This is a genomic window from Dermabacter jinjuensis (assembly GCF_902381725.1).
Lineage (GTDB): Bacteria > Actinomycetota > Actinomycetes > Actinomycetales > Dermabacteraceae > Dermabacter > Dermabacter hominis.
Window position 1 is genome coordinate 417,179 of the sequence record NZ_LR698963.1, and the last position, 16,864, is coordinate 434,042.

At 61.5% G+C, this 16,864-nt stretch carries 14 protein-coding genes, 1 tRNA gene and 1 pseudogene; 10 read left to right on the forward strand and 6 right to left on the reverse strand.

From position 1 onward, the window contains the following. The 3 genes from FXY94_RS02000 to FXY94_RS02010 are packed head-to-tail and all read left to right on the forward strand — an operon-like array spanning position 1 to position 4,170. Complete coding sequence (locus FXY94_RS02000) at positions 1-1,329, forward strand: serine/threonine-protein kinase (RefSeq protein ID WP_016663344.1); 1,329 nt, start codon at positions 1-3, stop codon at positions 1,327-1,329. Beyond that, on the forward strand, positions 1,326-3,494 hold the full coding sequence (pknB, locus tag FXY94_RS02005; RefSeq protein ID WP_141740563.1) for a Stk1 family PASTA domain-containing Ser/Thr kinase: 2,169 nt from the start codon (positions 1,326-1,328) through the stop codon (positions 3,492-3,494). Before FXY94_RS02000 ends, pknB begins: the two co-directional genes overlap by 4 nt. Then, on the forward strand, positions 3,481-4,170 hold the full coding sequence (locus tag FXY94_RS02010) for an anthranilate synthase component II (RefSeq protein WP_040386722.1): 690 nt from the start codon (positions 3,481-3,483) through the stop codon (positions 4,168-4,170). The genes pknB and FXY94_RS02010 overlap by 14 nt, the downstream gene beginning before the upstream one ends. A 64-nt stretch (positions 4,171-4,234) precedes the next feature. Here FXY94_RS02010 and FXY94_RS02015 read toward each other — a convergent pair whose 3' ends face one another. Further along, positions 4,235-4,414, reverse strand: coding sequence for a hypothetical protein (locus tag FXY94_RS02015; RefSeq protein ID WP_016663347.1), 180 nt, complete (start codon positions 4,412-4,414; stop codon positions 4,235-4,237). Further along, positions 4,414-5,109: a class E sortase gene (locus FXY94_RS02020; protein WP_016663348.1), complete on the reverse strand. Its 696-nt coding sequence runs from the start codon at positions 5,107-5,109 to the stop codon at positions 4,414-4,416. The genes FXY94_RS02015 and FXY94_RS02020 overlap by 1 nt, the downstream gene beginning before the upstream one ends. Before the next feature lie 199 nt (positions 5,110-5,308). On the opposite strand from FXY94_RS02020, the gene FXY94_RS02025 reads away from it, so the two are divergent. From FXY94_RS02025 to FXY94_RS02045, 5 genes are all read left to right on the forward strand, one after another. Further along, positions 5,309-5,620: a cell division protein CrgA gene (locus tag FXY94_RS02025; RefSeq protein ID WP_016663349.1), complete on the forward strand. Its 312-nt coding sequence runs from the start codon at positions 5,309-5,311 to the stop codon at positions 5,618-5,620. A 1-nt stretch (position 5,621) separates the two neighbouring features. After that, positions 5,622-6,452 (forward strand): SGNH/GDSL hydrolase family protein, encoded by an 831-nt coding sequence (locus FXY94_RS02030; protein WP_016663350.1) that lies wholly within the window; start codon positions 5,622-5,624, stop codon positions 6,450-6,452. Positions 6,453-6,511: 59 nt separating this feature from the next. Beyond that, positions 6,512-7,360 carry a hypothetical protein gene (locus tag FXY94_RS02035; RefSeq protein ID WP_016663351.1) on the forward strand — a complete coding sequence of 283 codons (849 nt, stop codon included), beginning with the start codon at positions 6,512-6,514 and terminating at the stop codon, positions 7,358-7,360. A gap of 55 nt (positions 7,361-7,415) precedes the next feature. Next, the gene (locus FXY94_RS02040; protein WP_016663352.1) at positions 7,416-8,417 is read left to right on the forward strand and encodes a hypothetical protein; all 1,002 of its coding nucleotides are present in this window, start codon (positions 7,416-7,418) and stop codon (positions 8,415-8,417) included. A gap of 123 nt (positions 8,418-8,540) precedes the next feature. Further along, positions 8,541-8,616, forward strand: a tRNA-Arg gene (locus FXY94_RS02045). Between the two features lie 343 nt (positions 8,617-8,959). Here FXY94_RS02045 and FXY94_RS02050 read toward each other — a convergent pair. The 3 genes from FXY94_RS02050 to FXY94_RS02060 are packed head-to-tail and all read right to left on the reverse strand — an operon-like array spanning position 8,960 to position 12,185. Continuing rightward, positions 8,960-10,663 (reverse strand): FAD-binding oxidoreductase, encoded by a 1,704-nt coding sequence (locus FXY94_RS02050; protein WP_016663353.1) that lies wholly within the window; start codon positions 10,661-10,663, stop codon positions 8,960-8,962. Beyond that, entirely contained in the window at positions 10,660-11,370 is a 711-nt protein-coding gene (locus FXY94_RS02055) for a lysophospholipid acyltransferase family protein (protein ID WP_016663354.1), read from the reverse strand. The genes FXY94_RS02050 and FXY94_RS02055 overlap by 4 nt, the downstream gene beginning before the upstream one ends. Further along, a complete protein-coding gene (locus FXY94_RS02060; RefSeq protein WP_016663355.1) occupies positions 11,367-12,185 on the reverse strand; it encodes an SDR family NAD(P)-dependent oxidoreductase in 819 nt (272 codons plus the stop codon). Before FXY94_RS02060 ends, FXY94_RS02055 begins: the two co-directional genes overlap by 4 nt. Positions 12,186-12,268: 83 nt before the next feature. On the opposite strand from FXY94_RS02060, the gene FXY94_RS02065 reads away from it, so the two are divergent. Together FXY94_RS02065 and FXY94_RS02070 are read left to right on the forward strand one after the other, a co-directional pair. Beyond that, on the forward strand, positions 12,269-14,527 hold the full coding sequence (locus FXY94_RS02065; protein ID WP_016663356.1) for an HAD-IB family hydrolase: 2,259 nt from the start codon (positions 12,269-12,271) through the stop codon (positions 14,525-14,527). Positions 14,528-14,628: 101 nt separating this feature from the next. Further along, on the forward strand, positions 14,629-15,534 hold the full coding sequence (locus FXY94_RS02070; protein ID WP_016663357.1) for a formate/nitrite transporter family protein: 906 nt from the start codon (positions 14,629-14,631) through the stop codon (positions 15,532-15,534). 82 nt (positions 15,535-15,616) lie between these two features. On the opposite strand, the pseudogene FXY94_RS02075 reads toward FXY94_RS02070, so the two are convergent. Continuing rightward, positions 15,617-16,805 (reverse strand): annotated as a pseudogene (locus FXY94_RS02075) (IS3 family transposase); the annotation flags it as partial. Positions 16,806-16,864 lie beyond the last annotated feature (59 nt).

Below are 16,864 nucleotides of genomic sequence, written 5' to 3' on the forward strand. Positions count from 1 at the left end.
ATGAAAACACGTAAAGGACTCGTTCTCGAAGGACGCTACGAACTCACTCGCCTCATTGCCACGGGTGGCATGGGCCAGGTCTGGGAAGGCAAGGACCAGGAGCTCGACCGCCCCGTTGCCGTCAAGGTTCTGCGCGAAGAGTTCGCGGGCGAAGAGGGCTACCTCAAGCGTTTCCGCGCCGAGGCGCGCCATACCGCCGCGCTCGCGCACGACGCGATCGCCGGCCTCTATGACTACGGAGAGCTTGACGGGCGCGCCTATATCGTCATGGAGCTCGTGAAGGGCCGCCCTCTCTCCGACATCATCGAAGAAAACCCAGACGGCCTCGACGAAGATCGCGTGATCGCCGTGCTCAAGGAACTCGCGAAAGCGCTGGATGCCGCGCACGTCAAAGGCGTCGTCCACCGCGACGTCAAGCCGGAGAACGTTCTCGTGGACGACACGAACGACTGGGCGCTCAAGATCACCGACTTCGGGATTGCCCGCTCCAACGACCAGGCGAAGCTCACGAAGACCGGTCTGGTCATGGGCACCGCCCAATACCTGTCTCCCGAGCAGGCCATGGGCAAGCAAGCTACGAGTCTTTCCGACATTTACGCGCTCGGCATCGTCGCCTACGAAATGCTGACCGGTTCACGCCCATTCACGGGCACGAGCCAAGTCGAGATTGCGATGGCCCAGGTTAAGGAGGCGCCACCGGAGCTTCCCGAGCGCATCAACCCGGACCTGCGCCGTCTCGTCATGATGATGCTCGCGAAAGCGCCCGCCAATCGCCCTAGGTCGGCAGCGGTTGTCGCCCGCATTCTCGATTCGATCGAACGAGGCGAGGAGCCCCGGTTCGGGACGAGCAGCGTGCGCGCCTCTGGCGGGCGTTCCGATGCCTCCGCCTCCGCCTCCAAGCGCGACAGCGGCCATTCGAGCCGCAAAATCACCTCGAAAGCCAACTCGCGCACGGCGAACCCGATTTCGCCCACTGGAACCCGAACGGCGGCGATGCCGCTCGCGGGCGTCGGCTCAAAGCCGGTCACCATCAGGTCCTCGTCCACGGCAGCGTCGGCACCGAGCGCGCGTTCGGCGGCGAGCGCTAACTCTGCGAGTAGCGCAAGTCGTGATCACAGGGCAGCAGCGCGGCGCGGAACATCCACGGGACAGAGTGTCGGTAGGGTCAGCTTGCCACTTCTGATCGTGATCGCCGTCGTTGCGATCGCCATTATTGTGGCGATTCTCGTGGCAACCGGAACGGTATCCCTTGGTGCGAGTACACACTCATTAGAATGGACGGGCGCTGATGTGAGCGCACTCTTGAGGAAGGCTACGGTGGCATCGTGAGCGAAGACCGCATGTTACTCAGTAACCGCTACGAGATTGGGCGTCTCCTTGGGCGTGGCGGCATGGCTGAGGTGTATCTTGCGCGCGACACGCGCTTGCATCGCACGGTCGCCCTCAAAGTGTTGCGCTCGGACCTCGCGCGCGATCCCCACTTCCAGGAACGCTTCCGCCGTGAGGCACAGTCGGCCGCGGGTCTCAACCACCCCACGATCGTGGGCGTCTACGACACTGGCGAGGACCACCGCACTGAGCCCACGGGCGAAGAGGTGACGATCCCCTACATCGTCATGGAGTACGTCGAGGGCGACACGCTTCGATCGTTCATCTCGGCGGAAAACCCCATGAGCGAGCAACGCGCGTGCGCGATTATGGGGGGTGTGCTGGGCGCCCTCCAGTACTCACATAACGCGGGAATCGTTCACCGGGACATCAAGCCCGGCAACATCATGATCACGAAGAACAACGAGGTCAAGGTCATGGACTTCGGTATCGCACGCGCGGTATCCGAAGCGACCGCGGCCATGACCCAGACGCAAGCCGTCATGGGCACTGCACAGTACCTCTCGCCGGAGCAGGCGCGTGGCCAGCAGGTGGATGCGCGCAGCGATGTGTACTCCGCGGCAGTTGTTCTCTACGAGCTCCTCACGGGTCGCCCGCCCTTCACGGGCGACTCGCCGGTGTCGATCGCGTACCAGCATGTGCGCGAAACTCCGGTGGTCCCCTCGACCTACAACCCGAACATCAGCAAATTCATGGATGCCGTCGTGCTCCACGGCCTCGCGAAGGACCGCGAGGTGCGGTATCAAAGCGCCTCTGATTTCGCGAAGGATATTAGCGACGCTGCGGCGGGCCGCGAGCCGCGGATTCTTGGCACCCTTGCCGCAGGCGCTGCGGGCCCCGCTAGTGCCGAAGCGGCAACCCAGGTGCTGAGCCCCACGGAGTTTGAGAACACGACGGCGTTCCAGGACCAGGAAACCCAGGTCATTCCCACGCATACGGCTCCGATGGCCCCGTCCGCTCCTGCAGGCGCGGCGGAAGCGTCGCCCACGCCGCAGGGGCCGAGAAGCGCGCTCGATGAGATTGCGCCGGAAGAGGAAAAGAAACGCCACGTGGGCGCGTGGGTCGCCGGATTGATCCTCCTGCTGCTTATTGTGGCGGGCGCCGCGTGGTGGTTCATCGCGCAGCAGAATCGCGAGCCCGAACAGGTGAGCGTACCGTCGGTCGTGGGCATGGCGGAAGACGATGCGAAGCGCACCCTTACCGAAGCAGGGCTCACCCCGAAGTTCACTGAAAAGGCGAGCACAGAGGTTGACGAAGGGCTCGTCATCTCAACCGATCCTGAAGCAAAGGCCCAGGTCGTCAAGGGCTCTACCGTCAACGTTGTAGTCTCGAGCGGCCCGGACTCCGCCAGCGTGCCTAAGCTCGAAGGGCTCACGAAGGATGAGGCACAGAAGGCTCTCGAGGACGCCGGCTTCACGATGACCGTTGCCGGCACCGAAGATTCAACCGAGTTCGATAAGGATGTTGTGATCCGTTCCGAGCCGGGCGACGGCGCGAGCGCCCCGCAAGGCAGCGCCGTTAAAGTCTGGATTTCGAGCGGTCAGCTCACCGTCCCGAGCGTGGTTGGGTTCACTCAGGCCGACGCCGAACAGGCTCTCAAGGATGCCGGGTTCGAGGTCACCGTGGCGAGCCGCGAGGCAAAGGATGGGGAAACCGTCGGCACCGTTCTCGAACAGACGCCCGCCGACGGCACCGCAATGAAGGGCTCGACCGTGCGCCTCGTCGTCGCGGCTGAAGCCGGCCCCGTGACCATTCCGAATGTCGTGGGTCAAACTCTCGAGGAAGCGCGCACACGCTTGAGCGTCCCTGAGCTTAATCTCGGCACGCAGGTGCAGGAGGAGTTCTCCCCGACTGTTGAAAAGGGCCGGGTGATCCGCACGAATCCGGAGGTCAACTCCGAGGTAAAGTCCGGGTCGAGCGTCACGATCATCGTGTCGAAGGGCCCTGAGCCCACGCCTACCCCCACGCCGACCGCGACGACAACCCCCGCCGCGCCTTCGGTCACTCCGGTCGACGGTGAAGGAAACGGCAATGGCAACGGCAACGGAAATGGCAATGGAAATGGAGCCGGCAACGGGCGAGGCCGCGGCAATGGCGGCAACTGACCCCACCGGCACCTCGTGCCGCATCCTCGTGGTCGATAACTACGATTCGTTCGTGTACACGATCATCGGGTATCTCGAGCAGATGGGTGCCGAGTGCATAGTTGTCCGCAACGACGCAGTATCTGAAACCTCGTCCGGCGTCCCCGATCTTTCGGGATTTGACGGCGTTCTCATCTCCCCAGGTCCTGGCAACCCCCTCACCGCCGGGCGAAGCCTCGACGTGATCGGTGAATGTGCCCGCACGTCGACTCCTATGTTTGGGGTATGCCTCGGGCTTCAGTGTCTCGGCCATTACTTCGGGGCGACCGTGACGCATGCGCCGCAGCTCATGCACGGCAAGACAAGCCTCATCCACCACGAAGGCCAAGGGCCGTTTGCGTCGCTGCCCTCACCGTTTCAGGCGACCCGCTACCACTCGCTCGCTGTCGTGCCCGACACGGTCGACGAGGCAGTTCTCGAGATCACGGCTCGCGCCGACGACGGCAGCATCCAGGGGCTTTCACACAGGAGCCTCCCGCTCCACAGTGTCCAGTTCCACCCGGAGAGCGTGCTTACTAACGGCGGGCACACGATCCTCGCGCACTTCCTCGAACTCGCAGAAGGTCGAGACGGAACGGGGGCTGGCGAGCGAGCCCGCACTCTCGCGCCGCTGCTCACCTCTGCGGCCCCTCACTGAGGGGGAGGAAAGGGAGGTAGACCCCGTAAAGCAGGGACTGCCTATGCCGTTGTCGACGCCGCGGCTACAGGGCGCCGAGCGCTGAAATCGTACCCTGGTTGACCTGGTTAAACGGCATGTACGGTGCGATCACGGGGAACACCCACCCGAAGAGCAGCACGACAATCGCCGCGAACACGATCAAAAGCACCAAGACCTTGACCCACCACGGGCCAGGAATAATCCGGTAGAGCCAGCCGTACATTACTTCTTAACCTCCGCGAGCTCTTTCGGGATTCCCTTGCTGCGATCAACCCAGTGGTCATACTTCGCGTACGTGATGTACCGCTCCGCAACCGAATACATGGGGTGGCACGCCGTCATGGTGAGCATCCGTTCCGTTGGCTCCTCCCCCGGCTTATTCGGAACCGGGGCGATCACCTGCACATCGTTCGGCTTCACAATTTCCGATCCCGTTACGTAGTACACGTAATAGGCCTTCGGCCCCTCAACGATGACCGGGTCACCGGGCTGAAGGCGCGCGATGTCGTGAAGTGGACGCCCATATGTAGAACGGTGGCCCGCAAAAGCGAAGTTCCCCACTTCACCCGGGAGGGCCGTGCCGGGGTAGTGCCCGTTGCCGATCACATTAAGGACCTTCTCCATGCTCACGCCCTCGGCCATGGGAGACGTGACCTTATCGAACTTCGGCACGTGGAGTTCCCCCCACACCTCGTTTTCTTTGACATTCTCGATCTTCGGCGGTTCGCCCTTTTCAGGTGGCGCGACCGTCTTCGGCGCAGGCCCGCCCCACTTCGACTGGAGCTCCTGGATGATCACGGCATGCTCGCGGTCAGCGATGACATCCGTCCACCACAGCTGCCACACAACAAAAAGAAGGAGGAAAGCTCCGACGGTAATCAACAGTTCACCGAGCACACCGATGATGCTCGAGGCCACGCTCCGTTTACGCTCGGGCGCTCGCCTATGGCGGGAAGAAGGCACAATGTCTCCGATTCGGCAGGGGGTTAATCGGCAGGCGTCGGAATAACACCAACCTATTCCTCCGCGCACTGTACCCTAATATATGCCGTTGCCGGCACCGCACCCACCCCTCGGGGCGGCCCGGCGCATCCGTGACTGTTGTGAAAGGTGCCCCATGGCCAAGAAAGTTCGGCGTTCCTCGACTATCCCCACCCAGCAGAACCAGCCTGCACGGGATCGAGTGACTCGCGCCGAGGCCGAAACCCGCCGCTCACGCCGCGCTCAAGAAAGCGCCGCGGAAGCCTACAAGCCAAGCCCCGCCTGGCTCGTGCCCACCGCCGTCACTCTCCTCATCCTCGGAATCCTGTACATGGTCGTGTACTACATTTCGAGCGCGCAGTACCCGCTCCCCATTGGCGACTGGAACCTCGCCGTTGGCATCGGCATCCTTCTCGCGGGCGGCGGGCTCCTGACCTTCTGGAGGTAGCATGAGCAGCATCCCAACCACCCCCCTCCATCCGTGGCGGCGATTCGTCGCCATCGGTGACTCATTCACGGAAGGCATCGGCGATCCCGATCCGAACGTGCCCGGAGGGGTTCGCGGTTGGGCAGATCGCGTCGCCGAAGAGCTCGGGCGCACATGCCCCGATTTCGCCTACGCAAACCTCGCGATCCGCGGCCGGCTCTACAAACAAATCATTGACGAGCAGCTCGAGCCCGCGATTGATCTCAAGCCGGATCTCGTGAGCTTCTTTGCGGGAGGCAACGACGTGATCCGGCGCGGCGATCCCGACGAGATCGCTTCCGAAATCGACGTCGCCGTCGCGCGCCTCGCTGAGACAGGCACCGACATCATCCTGTGGACCGGGCCCGACGTCGGCAACACCCCCGTTCTCAACCTCATCCGTGGGCGCTCCGCGATCTACAACGAAAACATGCGCACGATCGCCAAACGATACAACGCGTTCGTCGTAGATATGTGGGCTGCGCGCCAGCTCGTTCACGAAAGCATGTGGGCCGAGGACCGCCTGCATTTTTCACCTCTTGGGCACCACACGATTGCGCGCGAAGTCCTCGCCGTTCTCGACGTCCCGAATAACCTCCGCGAATTTACGCCCCACGACCCGCCGCAGCGCACGTGGCGCCAGGCAGCAGAAAAGGACCTCGTGTGGGCGCGCGATCACCTCGGCCCCTGGGTAATGCGGCGCATCCGCGGCGAAAGCTCGGGAGATGCCGTGCATCCCAAACGCCCCGAAGCCTCCCCCGTCTTCGGCGAGGGCATGCCGCCTGGCTCAGCTTCACGGGAAGGCGAAGAATAAGACCATGGTTGTGCGATAGGGTACAGCCGCGCCCGTCCCTTTACACGCAAGGTCTCCCCATGACGACGACTCAGTCGAACCCCCTGAGAAAGTTCGCTGCGCTCTTAGTGATTCCTTTTCTCCTCCTCATCGCCGGCTGCGGGGACCTCAAAGCAACCATGACAGTGGAAAGCGCCGACAAAGTTGTCCTCGAAGGCGTTGCTCGGGGGTACAGTTCGATGCTTGAAAAATACGGCATGAAACCCGCGGGTGTTTGTACCTCGAAAGATACGACGGGTGCTGGTGGACCAGCCTTCGAAGGCACACTCAAGACCAAGCTGACCGAAACAGGCGACATCTTCGAGTGCGAATTCACCACTACGATAGAGGATCCCGAACAGCTCAAGCAGATCCTCACTTACGACAAGGACTCGAACACCTACACACTGAAGGGGATCATGCCTGCCCCTGAAATCGCCGAGCGGCTCTCTCTCGGCGCCTTCATGACTAGCGTCACCATCGTCATGCCAGGCAAGGTTACTGAATCGAACGTCGGCAGGATCAGCGGCAACAAGGTTCAAATCAGCAGTATCGAGAGTTTTCTCTCGGACTACGAGATCAAGTCCGAGGGCCCCGGGTTCCCGTGGCTCATTGTCGTCATCACTATCGCGGTGGCACTTGCGCTCCTCTTCTTTGCGGCTCTCGCCATCACGGCTCTCATTGTCATCGCTCGCAAAAGGAAAAAGAGCCCTGCCGCAAACGCCCAAACGTTTCAAAACGGCTCATCTACGCAACAAAGTAGGCCAGGCCAGCAGCCCGAGATACGCGAGCCAAACTCCCGAAGTCCCGAAGGCGCCGATTCTCGACATTACAAAGGCCAGGCCAGTATCGATAGCGACCCCCAAAGCCCCGGTTCCGCAGGCCGCTGAAGTACCCACAGATTTGTCCACCACATTCCGGATTCCACGAAAGTAGAGGTTCCCTGTGACAGCACCAAAGGCCAACCCTTTGAAGAAGATCGCAGCGTTGATGCTCATCCCGTTCATGCTCGTCGTTGCGGGCTGCGGCAAACTCGACGCGACGGTCACCGTCGAGAGCCCCGAAAAGATCACCCTCGAGGGTGTCGTCTCAATAAAGAAGTCCTCACTCGAGGAAGTGGGCATGACCCCCTCGCAGTTCTGCGGCGATGAAGCTCTTGAGGAATTTACTGGTGAGACCAAGCCGGATCTCAAGCTAGAGGAGAAAGACGACGAGGTCGTGTGCACCTTCTCTGGCCAGAAGGACGAAAAGAACCCAATGGGCGATGCCTTGAAGTACGACGAGGAATCGGACACCTACACCTACCACGAAGACTCAAAGGGTTCGTTTGGCGACCAGGCAGCTGCCGCTGGCTTCAAGGTCGATTTCACCTTCGTTTTCCCCGGCAAGGTCACCGACTCTAGCGTCGGCAAGATCGACGGCAACAAGGTCCACATCACCGACACGAAAGAATACTTCTCAGAGATCAATATCAAGGCCGAGGGCAGCAGCTTCCCCTGGCTCATCGTCATCATCGTGGTCGTTGTTGTTCTTCTCCTTGTCCTTGCGGCGGTCGTCATCGGCGCCCTCGTGTTCATGAAGCGCAAGAAGAAGTCCGGTGCCGGACAGGCAGACTTCTCGCAGCAGGGCTTCAACCAGAGCCCGGCGCAAGGTTCCTTCCAGCAGCAGGGTCAGCAGGGCTACGCGCAGGGCCAGCAGAGCTTCGGCCAGCAGCCCTCGCAGGGTTCCGCGAACGACTTCCAGCAGCCGAGCTTCGACCAGCAGCCCTCGCAGGGCTCCTCGAACGCGCCCCAGCCGCCGAGCTACCAGGCTCCCCAGCAGGGCAGCTACGAAGCACCGCAGCAGGGACAGCAGCCTCCTCACCAGGGATTCCAGGAGAACCCGTTCGGCGACCCTGGCAATCAGGGCCCCCAGGACAATCCCGGCCAGACCTTCGGTAAGCAGTAACCCCTCCGCGCCCTGAGCGCATCGCAGCCGAGGGCTCGTGACTAGACTCACGGGCCCTCGGCTCGCACTTCGGGCGGTACCGGAGTAAAGTAATACAAGTCAGTTCGAGAGAACAGACAAAAAGCGCCCGTAGCTTAACGGATAGAGCATCTGACTACGGATCAGAAGGTTGGGGGTTCGAATCCCTCCGGGCGCGCCAGCAGAAAGGCCCTCCATTTCGGTGGAGGGCCTTTTTGCGCTCTCCATCGTCGATACGTGAATCTGTGCCCAACGTTTGTGGCGGAATGCGACCGGATACCGCCACAAACGTTGGGTTTAGTTTCCTAGACCAGGAAAAGGGCCGAGAAGCCCGGGCGGAAGAGGTGAGCCGGGCCGGAGGGGTGGCCAGCGGGCAAGGCGATATGTGCATGGCGGGTCCGCGGTGCCGGACCGGGATCCGACGCTTGCCCTCCCCCATCGCCCCACAAAGAAACGCCGCACCCCACCCCGTATGGGCGAAGGCGCGGCGTTTTCGTGCAGCTTCAATGGCCGCGAGGCAAGCGTCAGGAAACGATCTTGCCGGGGTTAAGGTTCTTGCCCGGGTCCTGAGTCTCGTAGAGATCACGCATCATCTTGACGCCGATCGGGCCGACCTCTTCTTCGATCCAGGGCTGGTGCTCGGTACCCACGGCGTGGTGGTGCGAGAGCGTACCAGCGTGCTTCTGGAATTCACCCTGCACGGCGTGCTTGATCGCCGTGTACTGCTCAAGCATGACCTCGTTGTTCTCGTACGGCACCGCGAAGGTGAAGTACAGGCATGCACCCTGGTGGTAGCTGTGGCTCATGTGGCAGAAGAAGAAGCCGGGAATCCCTAGCTCATCGAGCTTCGCGTAGAAGGCGTCGTACACCTTCGAGTGCATCTCGTTAATCCGTGCCCACGTCGTGCCCGTATCGGAGACGTCGCCGAACACGTTGAGCCCGAGAAGGAAGTCGCGAAGGTAGGGGGTATCGAACTTCTTCTGATCGTAGATCGCCCCGGGGCCCGCACCGAGGGTGATACCGCCGGCCTTCTTGACGATCTTCTTCACTGCGGCCTGCTCGCGGCTGATCTGGGATTTCGACCCCTCGAAGCACACGTAGCTCATGCACATCTCGTTCTCGGTGTCCCAGCCCTTCTTGCGCAGATACGCGAAAAGGGTGTCCTGGACCTTGCGGGTGATCTCGCCCTTTTTATCCTTGGGCTCTTTGAGCATCGACAGGCTGAAGGCGGTCTCCGGGCCATCGCTCAGGCGCGTGAACACGGGGTGGACTTCGCTACGGGCAATGGCGTGCATGCCGCGGATGCCGGATTCCCAATCGGGGAACATGTACGCGATGACGACGCGGTTTTCTGCCATGCGGTGCACGCGCACGGTGCATTCCGTGATGATACCGAGACGACCTTCGGAACCGAGGATCATTTCGTGGATGCTCGAACCGGAGTCGCGTCCGGGGATCGGCTTGGTCTCGACAATGCCGTCGGGGCGCACGACCCTAAGACCCCGCACGATGTCCTCAATGTCGCCGTAGCGATCCGACTGCATGCCGGTCGAGCGAGTCGCAGCCCAGCCACCGAGCGTCGAATAGGTGAACGAGTCGGGGAAGTGCCCCATCGTCCAACCGAGCTCGTTGAGCTGCTCTTCGAGATCGGGGCCGTACACGCCGGCCTCAACGCGGGCGAGGCCGGAGGTATCGTCGATCGAAATGACCTCGCGCATACGGCCGAGGTTGATCGTGATGATGGGGCGTTTTTCATCAACGTTCGGGGTGACGGATCCGGAGATCGAGGAACCGCCGCCGTACGGGATCGCCACGAGGTCGTGGTCGACGATGTAGGCGAGGATCTGCTGGACCTCATCGTCGCTCTTCGGGTAGATCACGGCGTCGACGATGCGAGCAAAGTCCCCGGTGCGCGCGCGGAACAGGTCGATTACGGAGCGGCCGAAAGAGTGAACGACGCGGTACTCGTCGTCATCGAGAAAGTTGTCTTCGCCAACGATGCCGGCGAGAGCGGCGCGGTCTTCGGCGCCAAGGCGGCTCGCGGGAACGTCGTAGTCGCTCAGCTGCGGCTCCGGTGCCGGCGTGAGCTTCTCGAGGTCCATGCCGATCTTCGACTTTGCGAAGCCGGGGAAAGCGGGCTTGTTGTCCCAGCGGAAGGTGATGTCGTCAAGACCCCACCCCCACCACTTGTGTCGTTTGACCTCGCGTGCCGAAATGGGGCTGTTCATGACGCTTGCTCCTCGGGTGGTTGGGTTCCCATGATGGCTTCGTAATTGTGGGTTTTTAGGGTTCGGACGGCCGCCTGAATCCTCGCGTTGAAGCTGAGTGCGCTCTCGCCTTCCTCAGCTCGAAGGGGCGCACCAAAGACGACCCCGACCGGGGGCCTTCCCGGCTTTGGCCAGCTGCGACCTTTGGGCATCGCTTCATGCGCACCGATCAGTGCAGCTGGAATGACGGGCACGTTTTCGCTGATGGCGAGTGACGCGGCGCCGGGTTTGAACTCGGCCATCTTCCCCGTCTTCGACCGTGTCCCCTCGGGAAAAACAAGCACGGGGATGCCCGCGGTGAGCAGTGTTCGCGTGATGCCCGAGTGCTTGCGGGAGCCGTCGCGGTCGATGGGGAAGGCATTGAAGAGCGCTCGCACGAAGATGCGGCGATACCAAATGTCAAAGAAGTACTCTCGCGCGACGCCCGTGGAGAGGTATTTTCCCTGGGTAAAGGGGAGGCCCTGCGCCAGCATGGGCGCATCGAGGTGGCTCGAGTGGTTTGCGACGAGCAGGTAGGCACCGCGTACCTTTTTCACTGCGGGATCGACGACGATCTTCTGCGTCACGGCGCTCTTCACGACGCCCTTGAATCCGACTCGCACGAGCAGCGCGCGAAGATACGCGCGCCAGGTCGAGCGGTAAAGGGAGGGGTCGTGATACCTGCTCACTTGCTTCCCTTCGTGGCGGATTGAGAAAGCGGCTTCTCGCTGTTGCGCCGTTTCGTGAACCACGCCGCGATTGAATGCATGATGTTCCGGGGAGCGATCCGGGCGAGGAAAGCGAGCACTTTAAAACGCTTTGAGGGGACCGAGATGAGCTTTCCGCGCGCCACATCCTGCAGGCACTCCCTCACGAGACGCTCTGGCGAGAGCCACAGGAAATCGGGGATCGAGGAGCCGGAGATACCCGCACGCTGGTGGAATTCGGTACGGACCCAGCCCGGCTGGAGCGAGGTCACTTGCACACCGCTGCCCGCGAGACGAACCGCGAGCGCTTCGGTGTAGGTATTGCCCCACGCCTTGATCGCGGAGTAGTTGTTTTGCGGGAGATACCCGGAAACGGAGTTCACGTTGATGATCCACCCTTTACCGCGGCGAGCCATGGCGCGGCCGGCTGCGTTAGAGAGGTGAAGGACGGCCCTGATCATCACCTCGATACCCGAGTCGTGACGCGAGAGATCCTCGCCGAGGATGTCACTACGCACGCTGAAGCCCGCGTTGTTCACGAGGATGTCGACCGCCGGGTACTCGCTGCTTTCTTGGGCCAGACGCGCTTCGACGCGATCGCGATCTGCGACAACTTCGAGATCGCACACCATTTCTTCAACATCGATGTCGTAGCGGCTGCGGAGGTCTTGTGCGAAACGCGAAAGACGATCGGCGTTGCGGGCGACCAACACGAGGTCGACACGCCGCTTGGCGAATTCGCGCGCGAAAGCGGCCCCGATACCAGAGGTGCCGCCGGTGATGAGGGCCCTATGCATGGCCTCTACGATACACTAGGCGCGCATGCCCACGCGGGCGCCCCAATACTTTCACCATTGCTCGATCGCGAGGATTTAACCGCATGTCTGTGCCCTCTACCAGCGCAAATACCAAGTATCGCGAAGTTCTTCTCACGGGGGCGACAGGCTTCCTGGGCCAGGCTGTTCTCCAGGCTTTCCTCGAGCATTTCCCCGAGGTTCGCGTGACGGCTATCGTGCGCCCGAAGGGGACGCTCACGGGTAAGAAGCGGCTTGCAACCTTGCTGCGCAAGCCATCGTTCACCTCGTGGAGTGATCGCGTAGGCGAAGACGCCGTGCGCAAAGCCTTCGAGGAACGCACCGGCGTCATCGAGGGTGACCTGACGAATCTCCCCCCGCTTGAGCGGACGTTTGATGTCGTTGTGCACTCGGCGAGCTCGGTGAGCTTCGACCCGCCCATTAACGAAGCCTTCGCCACGAATGTGGGTGGAGCGAAGAACCTGTATGAGGCTCTCCTCGAATCGAAGAAGACGTTGCCGGGCGGCCAGAATCCCCACGTCATTCACGTGTCCACCTCGTACGTGAGCGGTCTCGCCAAGGGGCTGTGCCGTGAAGGCCGCCTCACGCACGACGTGAACTGGCGCGAAGAATACGACGCCGCGTTTGCGGCGGCACGCGAAGTCGATGCACTCTCGCGCACGCCCGAACAGATCAAGAAGAACCTGCGCCTCGCCGAGCTGAAGAGCGGCAAGATGGGCCCGAAGGCAATCGCCTCGGTCGCGGAGGACGCTCGCCGCGCGTGGGTGCGCGCCCGCCTGCAGGACTACGGCCTCCAGCGCGCGAACTCGCTTGGCTGGACCGACATTTACACGTTCACGAAGGCCATGGCCGAGCGCGTCGGCGAAGAGATGTGGGCCGATTCCGGCCACCGCCTGAGTTTCGTGCGTCCCGCCATCATCGAATCTGCTGTCTCTCACCCCGTCCCCGGCTGGATCGACGGGTACAAGGTCGCCGACCCGCTCATCATGGCCTACGGCAAGGGTCGGCTCTCGGAGTTCCCGGGCCTGCCCGATTCGATCCTCGACATCATCCCCGTCGATCACATCGTCGGTGTCATCCTTGCGCTGGCAACTCAGAACGTTGAGCGCACGGGCGATGAGGCGTACTACCAGGTCGCCTCGGGCAACTCGAACCCACTCCCCCTCCACGAGATGGTGAGCATCGTCCACGACTACTTCGTGGAGAACCCTCTGACGGACGACAAGGGCGAGCCGATCGCGGTTCCCATGTGGACCTTCCCGTCGGTCGATTTGGTAGAGGCGAAGTTCTGGGCCACAAACACGGCAGTCAAGGCAGCCGAGGTTGCCGTCGGACGCCTCCCCGGCACTCGCACTACCCGCGCCTGGGCTGGCAAGCTCCACAAGAGCTCCTCCGCCCTCGACACCCTCAAGAAGTTCATGGGTCTCTACAAGGCGTACACGAAGACCGAAATGGTCTTTGACGACGCGAACACGCGCGCGCTTCGCGAATCGCTCCCCAAGGAGTTCCTCGAGAGGTACGACTTCGACATCACGGATCTCGACTGGACCTCCTACTTCCGCGATCACCACCTGCCCGCTGTCACCGAGCTTACGAACGCCTACTCACGCCAAAAGGCGGCCCGCAAGGCTCGAGCCGAACGCAAGCCGAGTGAGCTGACCGCCTCGAGCGACGCTCTCGCCGTGTTTGACCTCGACGGCACCGTGATCGCGCAGAACATCGTGCAGCAGTATCTCGCGATCGTGAAGGAGACCCGTTCAAGCGCCGATGGCGCAAAGGAAGTCGTCAAGCTCGCGGGGGCGCTCCCCCAGTACCTGCGCAATGAGCAGCACTCGCGCTCGGAGTTCATTCGAAGCGTCATGCGCCGCTACCGCGGTTTTACCACGGCGGAGCTCAAGGACGTTCTCGCGGGTGAGCTCGGCGAGAAGGTTCGCGGCCAGATTAGGGCCCAGGCACTCGAACGCCTCAAGGAACACCGCGCCGCCGGGCACCGCACGATCCTCATCACGGGAGCCCTCGACATCCTGGTGGAGCCCCTCGCGGATCTCTTCGACGAGGTCGTGGCAACCCACATGCACGAAGAAAACGGCGTCCTCACGGGCTATCTCGCCACTCCCCCGGTGGTCGGTGAAGCCCGCGCAAATTGGCTAAAGAAGTACGCGCAAAACGGGAACTACGATCTCGCTCATTCCTACGGTTACGGTGATTCGCATGCCGACGCCGCCTGGCTCGGGGTGCTCGGGAACCCCACGGCGATCTCGCCCGACCTGGGCCTCTACGCCGAGGCGAAGAAGAACCGCTGGCCAATCGTCGAGTGGAAATAGCCGCCAATTTCCACTAAAGCTGGGGCGAAGGCGTAGGCTAGACCCAAGGCGCATAATGCGCCAAAGGTCCCTTTACCCCTGATCCCTAAAGGAGACGTCCCGTGGACGACCTCGCAAACAAGATTAATATTCCGCCTGCGCCGGCCATGGCAAAGGCGGTCGAAGACGGCATGTACGCGAAGGCCACGATGCCGGCCTGGAAGATTTTCTGGCTCGGCCTCACCGGCGGCGCCTACATCGCTTTCGGCTTCATCATGTTCGTGACCACTCAGCAGGGTGCTCCCGGCGAGTGGCCGCTCGGCATCACGAAAATGATCGGTGGCGCGTTCTTCGCGACCGGCCTCATCATGGTCATCAACTCCGGTTCTGACCTCTTCACGGGTACGACGCTCAACATCATGCCGCTCCTGTCGAAGCGCATCACGGCAGGCCAGCTGTTCCGCCACTGGGGCCTCTCCTACGTCGCGAACTTCATCGGTTCGGTGACGATCGCGATCCTCGTGTTCCTCGCGAACACCCCGGCCACGAACAAGAGCGCGTGGGGTCTCATCGTCCTCAACGTTACGAAGGGCAAGCTCTCGCTTGACTGGGGCAATGCTTTCGTGCTCGGTATTCTCTGTAACTTCCTCGTGTGCATGGCCGTATGGCTCACCTTCGCGGGTCGCTCGTTCCTCGATAAGGGCCTCGCGATCGTCGTTCCGCTCGTGATCTTCGTGTCCACCGGCTTCGAGCACTCGGTCGCAAACATGTTCATGCTCCCGATGGGCTGGCTCATCAAGACCTTCGGCGCGGATTCTTTCTGGGCCGGTGAAGCCATCACTAACGCCGGCGTGACTGCCGCCGATTTCGACATGATCACCTGGGGCAAGATCATCTTCGGCAACCTTCTCCCCGTGACCCTCGGCAACATCATCGGTGGCGCCCTGTGCGTCGGCTGCTACTTCTGGGTGGCCTACCGCAAGGATGCCATCAAGGCTGAGCGCGAGGCCGCTGTCGCCGCGAAGTAACAACGGCGCGTTCCTCGCACGCTAAAGGCGAAGGCCCGGTTCCCTCACTGAACTGGCCCCCGAAAGTTGGACTGGTTTAATTCTAGGCGGTTAGGGCTTCAAGGGTCTGATTTCGATATTGCATCGGGGTCAGACCCTTGAGTCGTTGTTGGATGCGTTCGGTGTTGTACCACTGGATGTACTCGTCGATCGCCTGGTTGAACTTTGCGACGGTGTCGAAGACTTCTCCGTGGTACATCTCGCTTTTCAAGTGTCCGAAGAAATTTTCCATGACCGCGTTGTCGTAACAGTTGGCTTTACGTGACATCGACTGAACACCACCGTTGTCATGAATGAGGTTGCGCCAGGTTGAATGCTGGTACTGGAAACCTTGATCGGTGTGGATCATCCACCCAGGTTCAGGCGCACACGTGTTAATCGTCTGAGTTAGAGAATCGGCGGTCAACGCTGTCGACGGCGATGTAGCCACGGTGTGGGCAACGATTGAACGGTCGAACAGATCCATCACCGGTGACAGGTAGACCTTGCGGCCTGCGACCCTGAACTCGGTGACGTCGCTGGCAAAGACGGTATTGGGCTTATCTGGGGTGAACTTGCGGCCAAGGGTGTTGTCGGCAATGTGGCTGATTGTCCCGCTGTAGGAAACACATGGCCTGCGCTGGCGGACTTTGGCTCGAAGCCCCATCTCGCACATGAGTTTGTAGACGAGCTTGTGGTTGACCACCCACCCCTGGTTGCACAGGTCAAGTAGCACTCGTCGGTAGCCGTAGCGATGCTTGTTACGCTCGAAGCTTTCCCGGATCGCGTCTTTGAGCGCAGCGTGCTTATCCGGCTCGCTGAGTCGTTTCTGGTGGTAGAAGAACGTCGATCTCGGCATGCCTGCCGCATCCAAAAGGTATTGCAGACGATGCTGTGACTTGAGGATGACAATCGCCTGGACTTTCAGGCGCGTCCCTGATTCCTCAAGTCCCGCAATTTTTTAGATAGGCGTTTTCCGCTTCCAACCGTGCGATTTGGCGTCGCAGCTTCTCTTCCTCCGAGAGCGGCTTCGGCGCGACCGAGCCTTTGGGTCTGCCCTTCGGCTTCGGTTTTAATGCCTCATCGCCACCTTTACGCCATTTCCACGACCACGCTCTGACTAGCTGCTCTGATGACAGGCCAAATTCGCGCGCAAGATCCATCGCTGTCTCACCAGCACGGTGGCGCTCGGCCACTTCCTTCTTGATTTCGAACGAATACTGCTGGTTAGTTGGTTTCTCCACAAGACATAGCCTGCCATGCAGCTTAAACCGACGACAGTGGGGTTACCCGCAAATCGTGGACACGTAGT

Bases quoted from the DNA above. Each gene is read 5' to 3' on its own strand.
- FXY94_RS02035 (WP_016663351.1), top strand. From the start codon at position 6,512: ATGACGACGACTCAGTCGAACCCCCTGAGAAAGTTCGCTGCGCTCTTA.
- FXY94_RS02000 (WP_016663344.1), top strand. From the start codon at position 1: ATGAAAACACGTAAAGGACTCGTTCTCGAAGGACGCTACGAACTCACT.
- FXY94_RS02065 (WP_016663356.1), top strand. From the start codon at position 12,269: ATGTCTGTGCCCTCTACCAGCGCAAATACCAAGTATCGCGAAGTTCTT.
- FXY94_RS02060 (WP_016663355.1), bottom strand. From the start codon at position 12,185: ATGCATAGGGCCCTCATCACCGGCGGCACCTCTGGTATCGGGGCCGCT.
- FXY94_RS02025 (WP_016663349.1), top strand. From the start codon at position 5,309: ATGGCCAAGAAAGTTCGGCGTTCCTCGACTATCCCCACCCAGCAGAAC.
- FXY94_RS02010 (WP_040386722.1), top strand. From the start codon at position 3,481: ATGGCGGCAACTGACCCCACCGGCACCTCGTGCCGCATCCTCGTGGTC.
- FXY94_RS02015 (WP_016663347.1), bottom strand. From the start codon at position 4,414: ATGTACGGCTGGCTCTACCGGATTATTCCTGGCCCGTGGTGGGTCAAG.
- FXY94_RS02050 (WP_016663353.1), bottom strand. From the start codon at position 10,663: ATGAACAGCCCCATTTCGGCACGCGAGGTCAAACGACACAAGTGGTGG.
- FXY94_RS02030 (WP_016663350.1), top strand. From the start codon at position 5,622: ATGAGCAGCATCCCAACCACCCCCCTCCATCCGTGGCGGCGATTCGTC.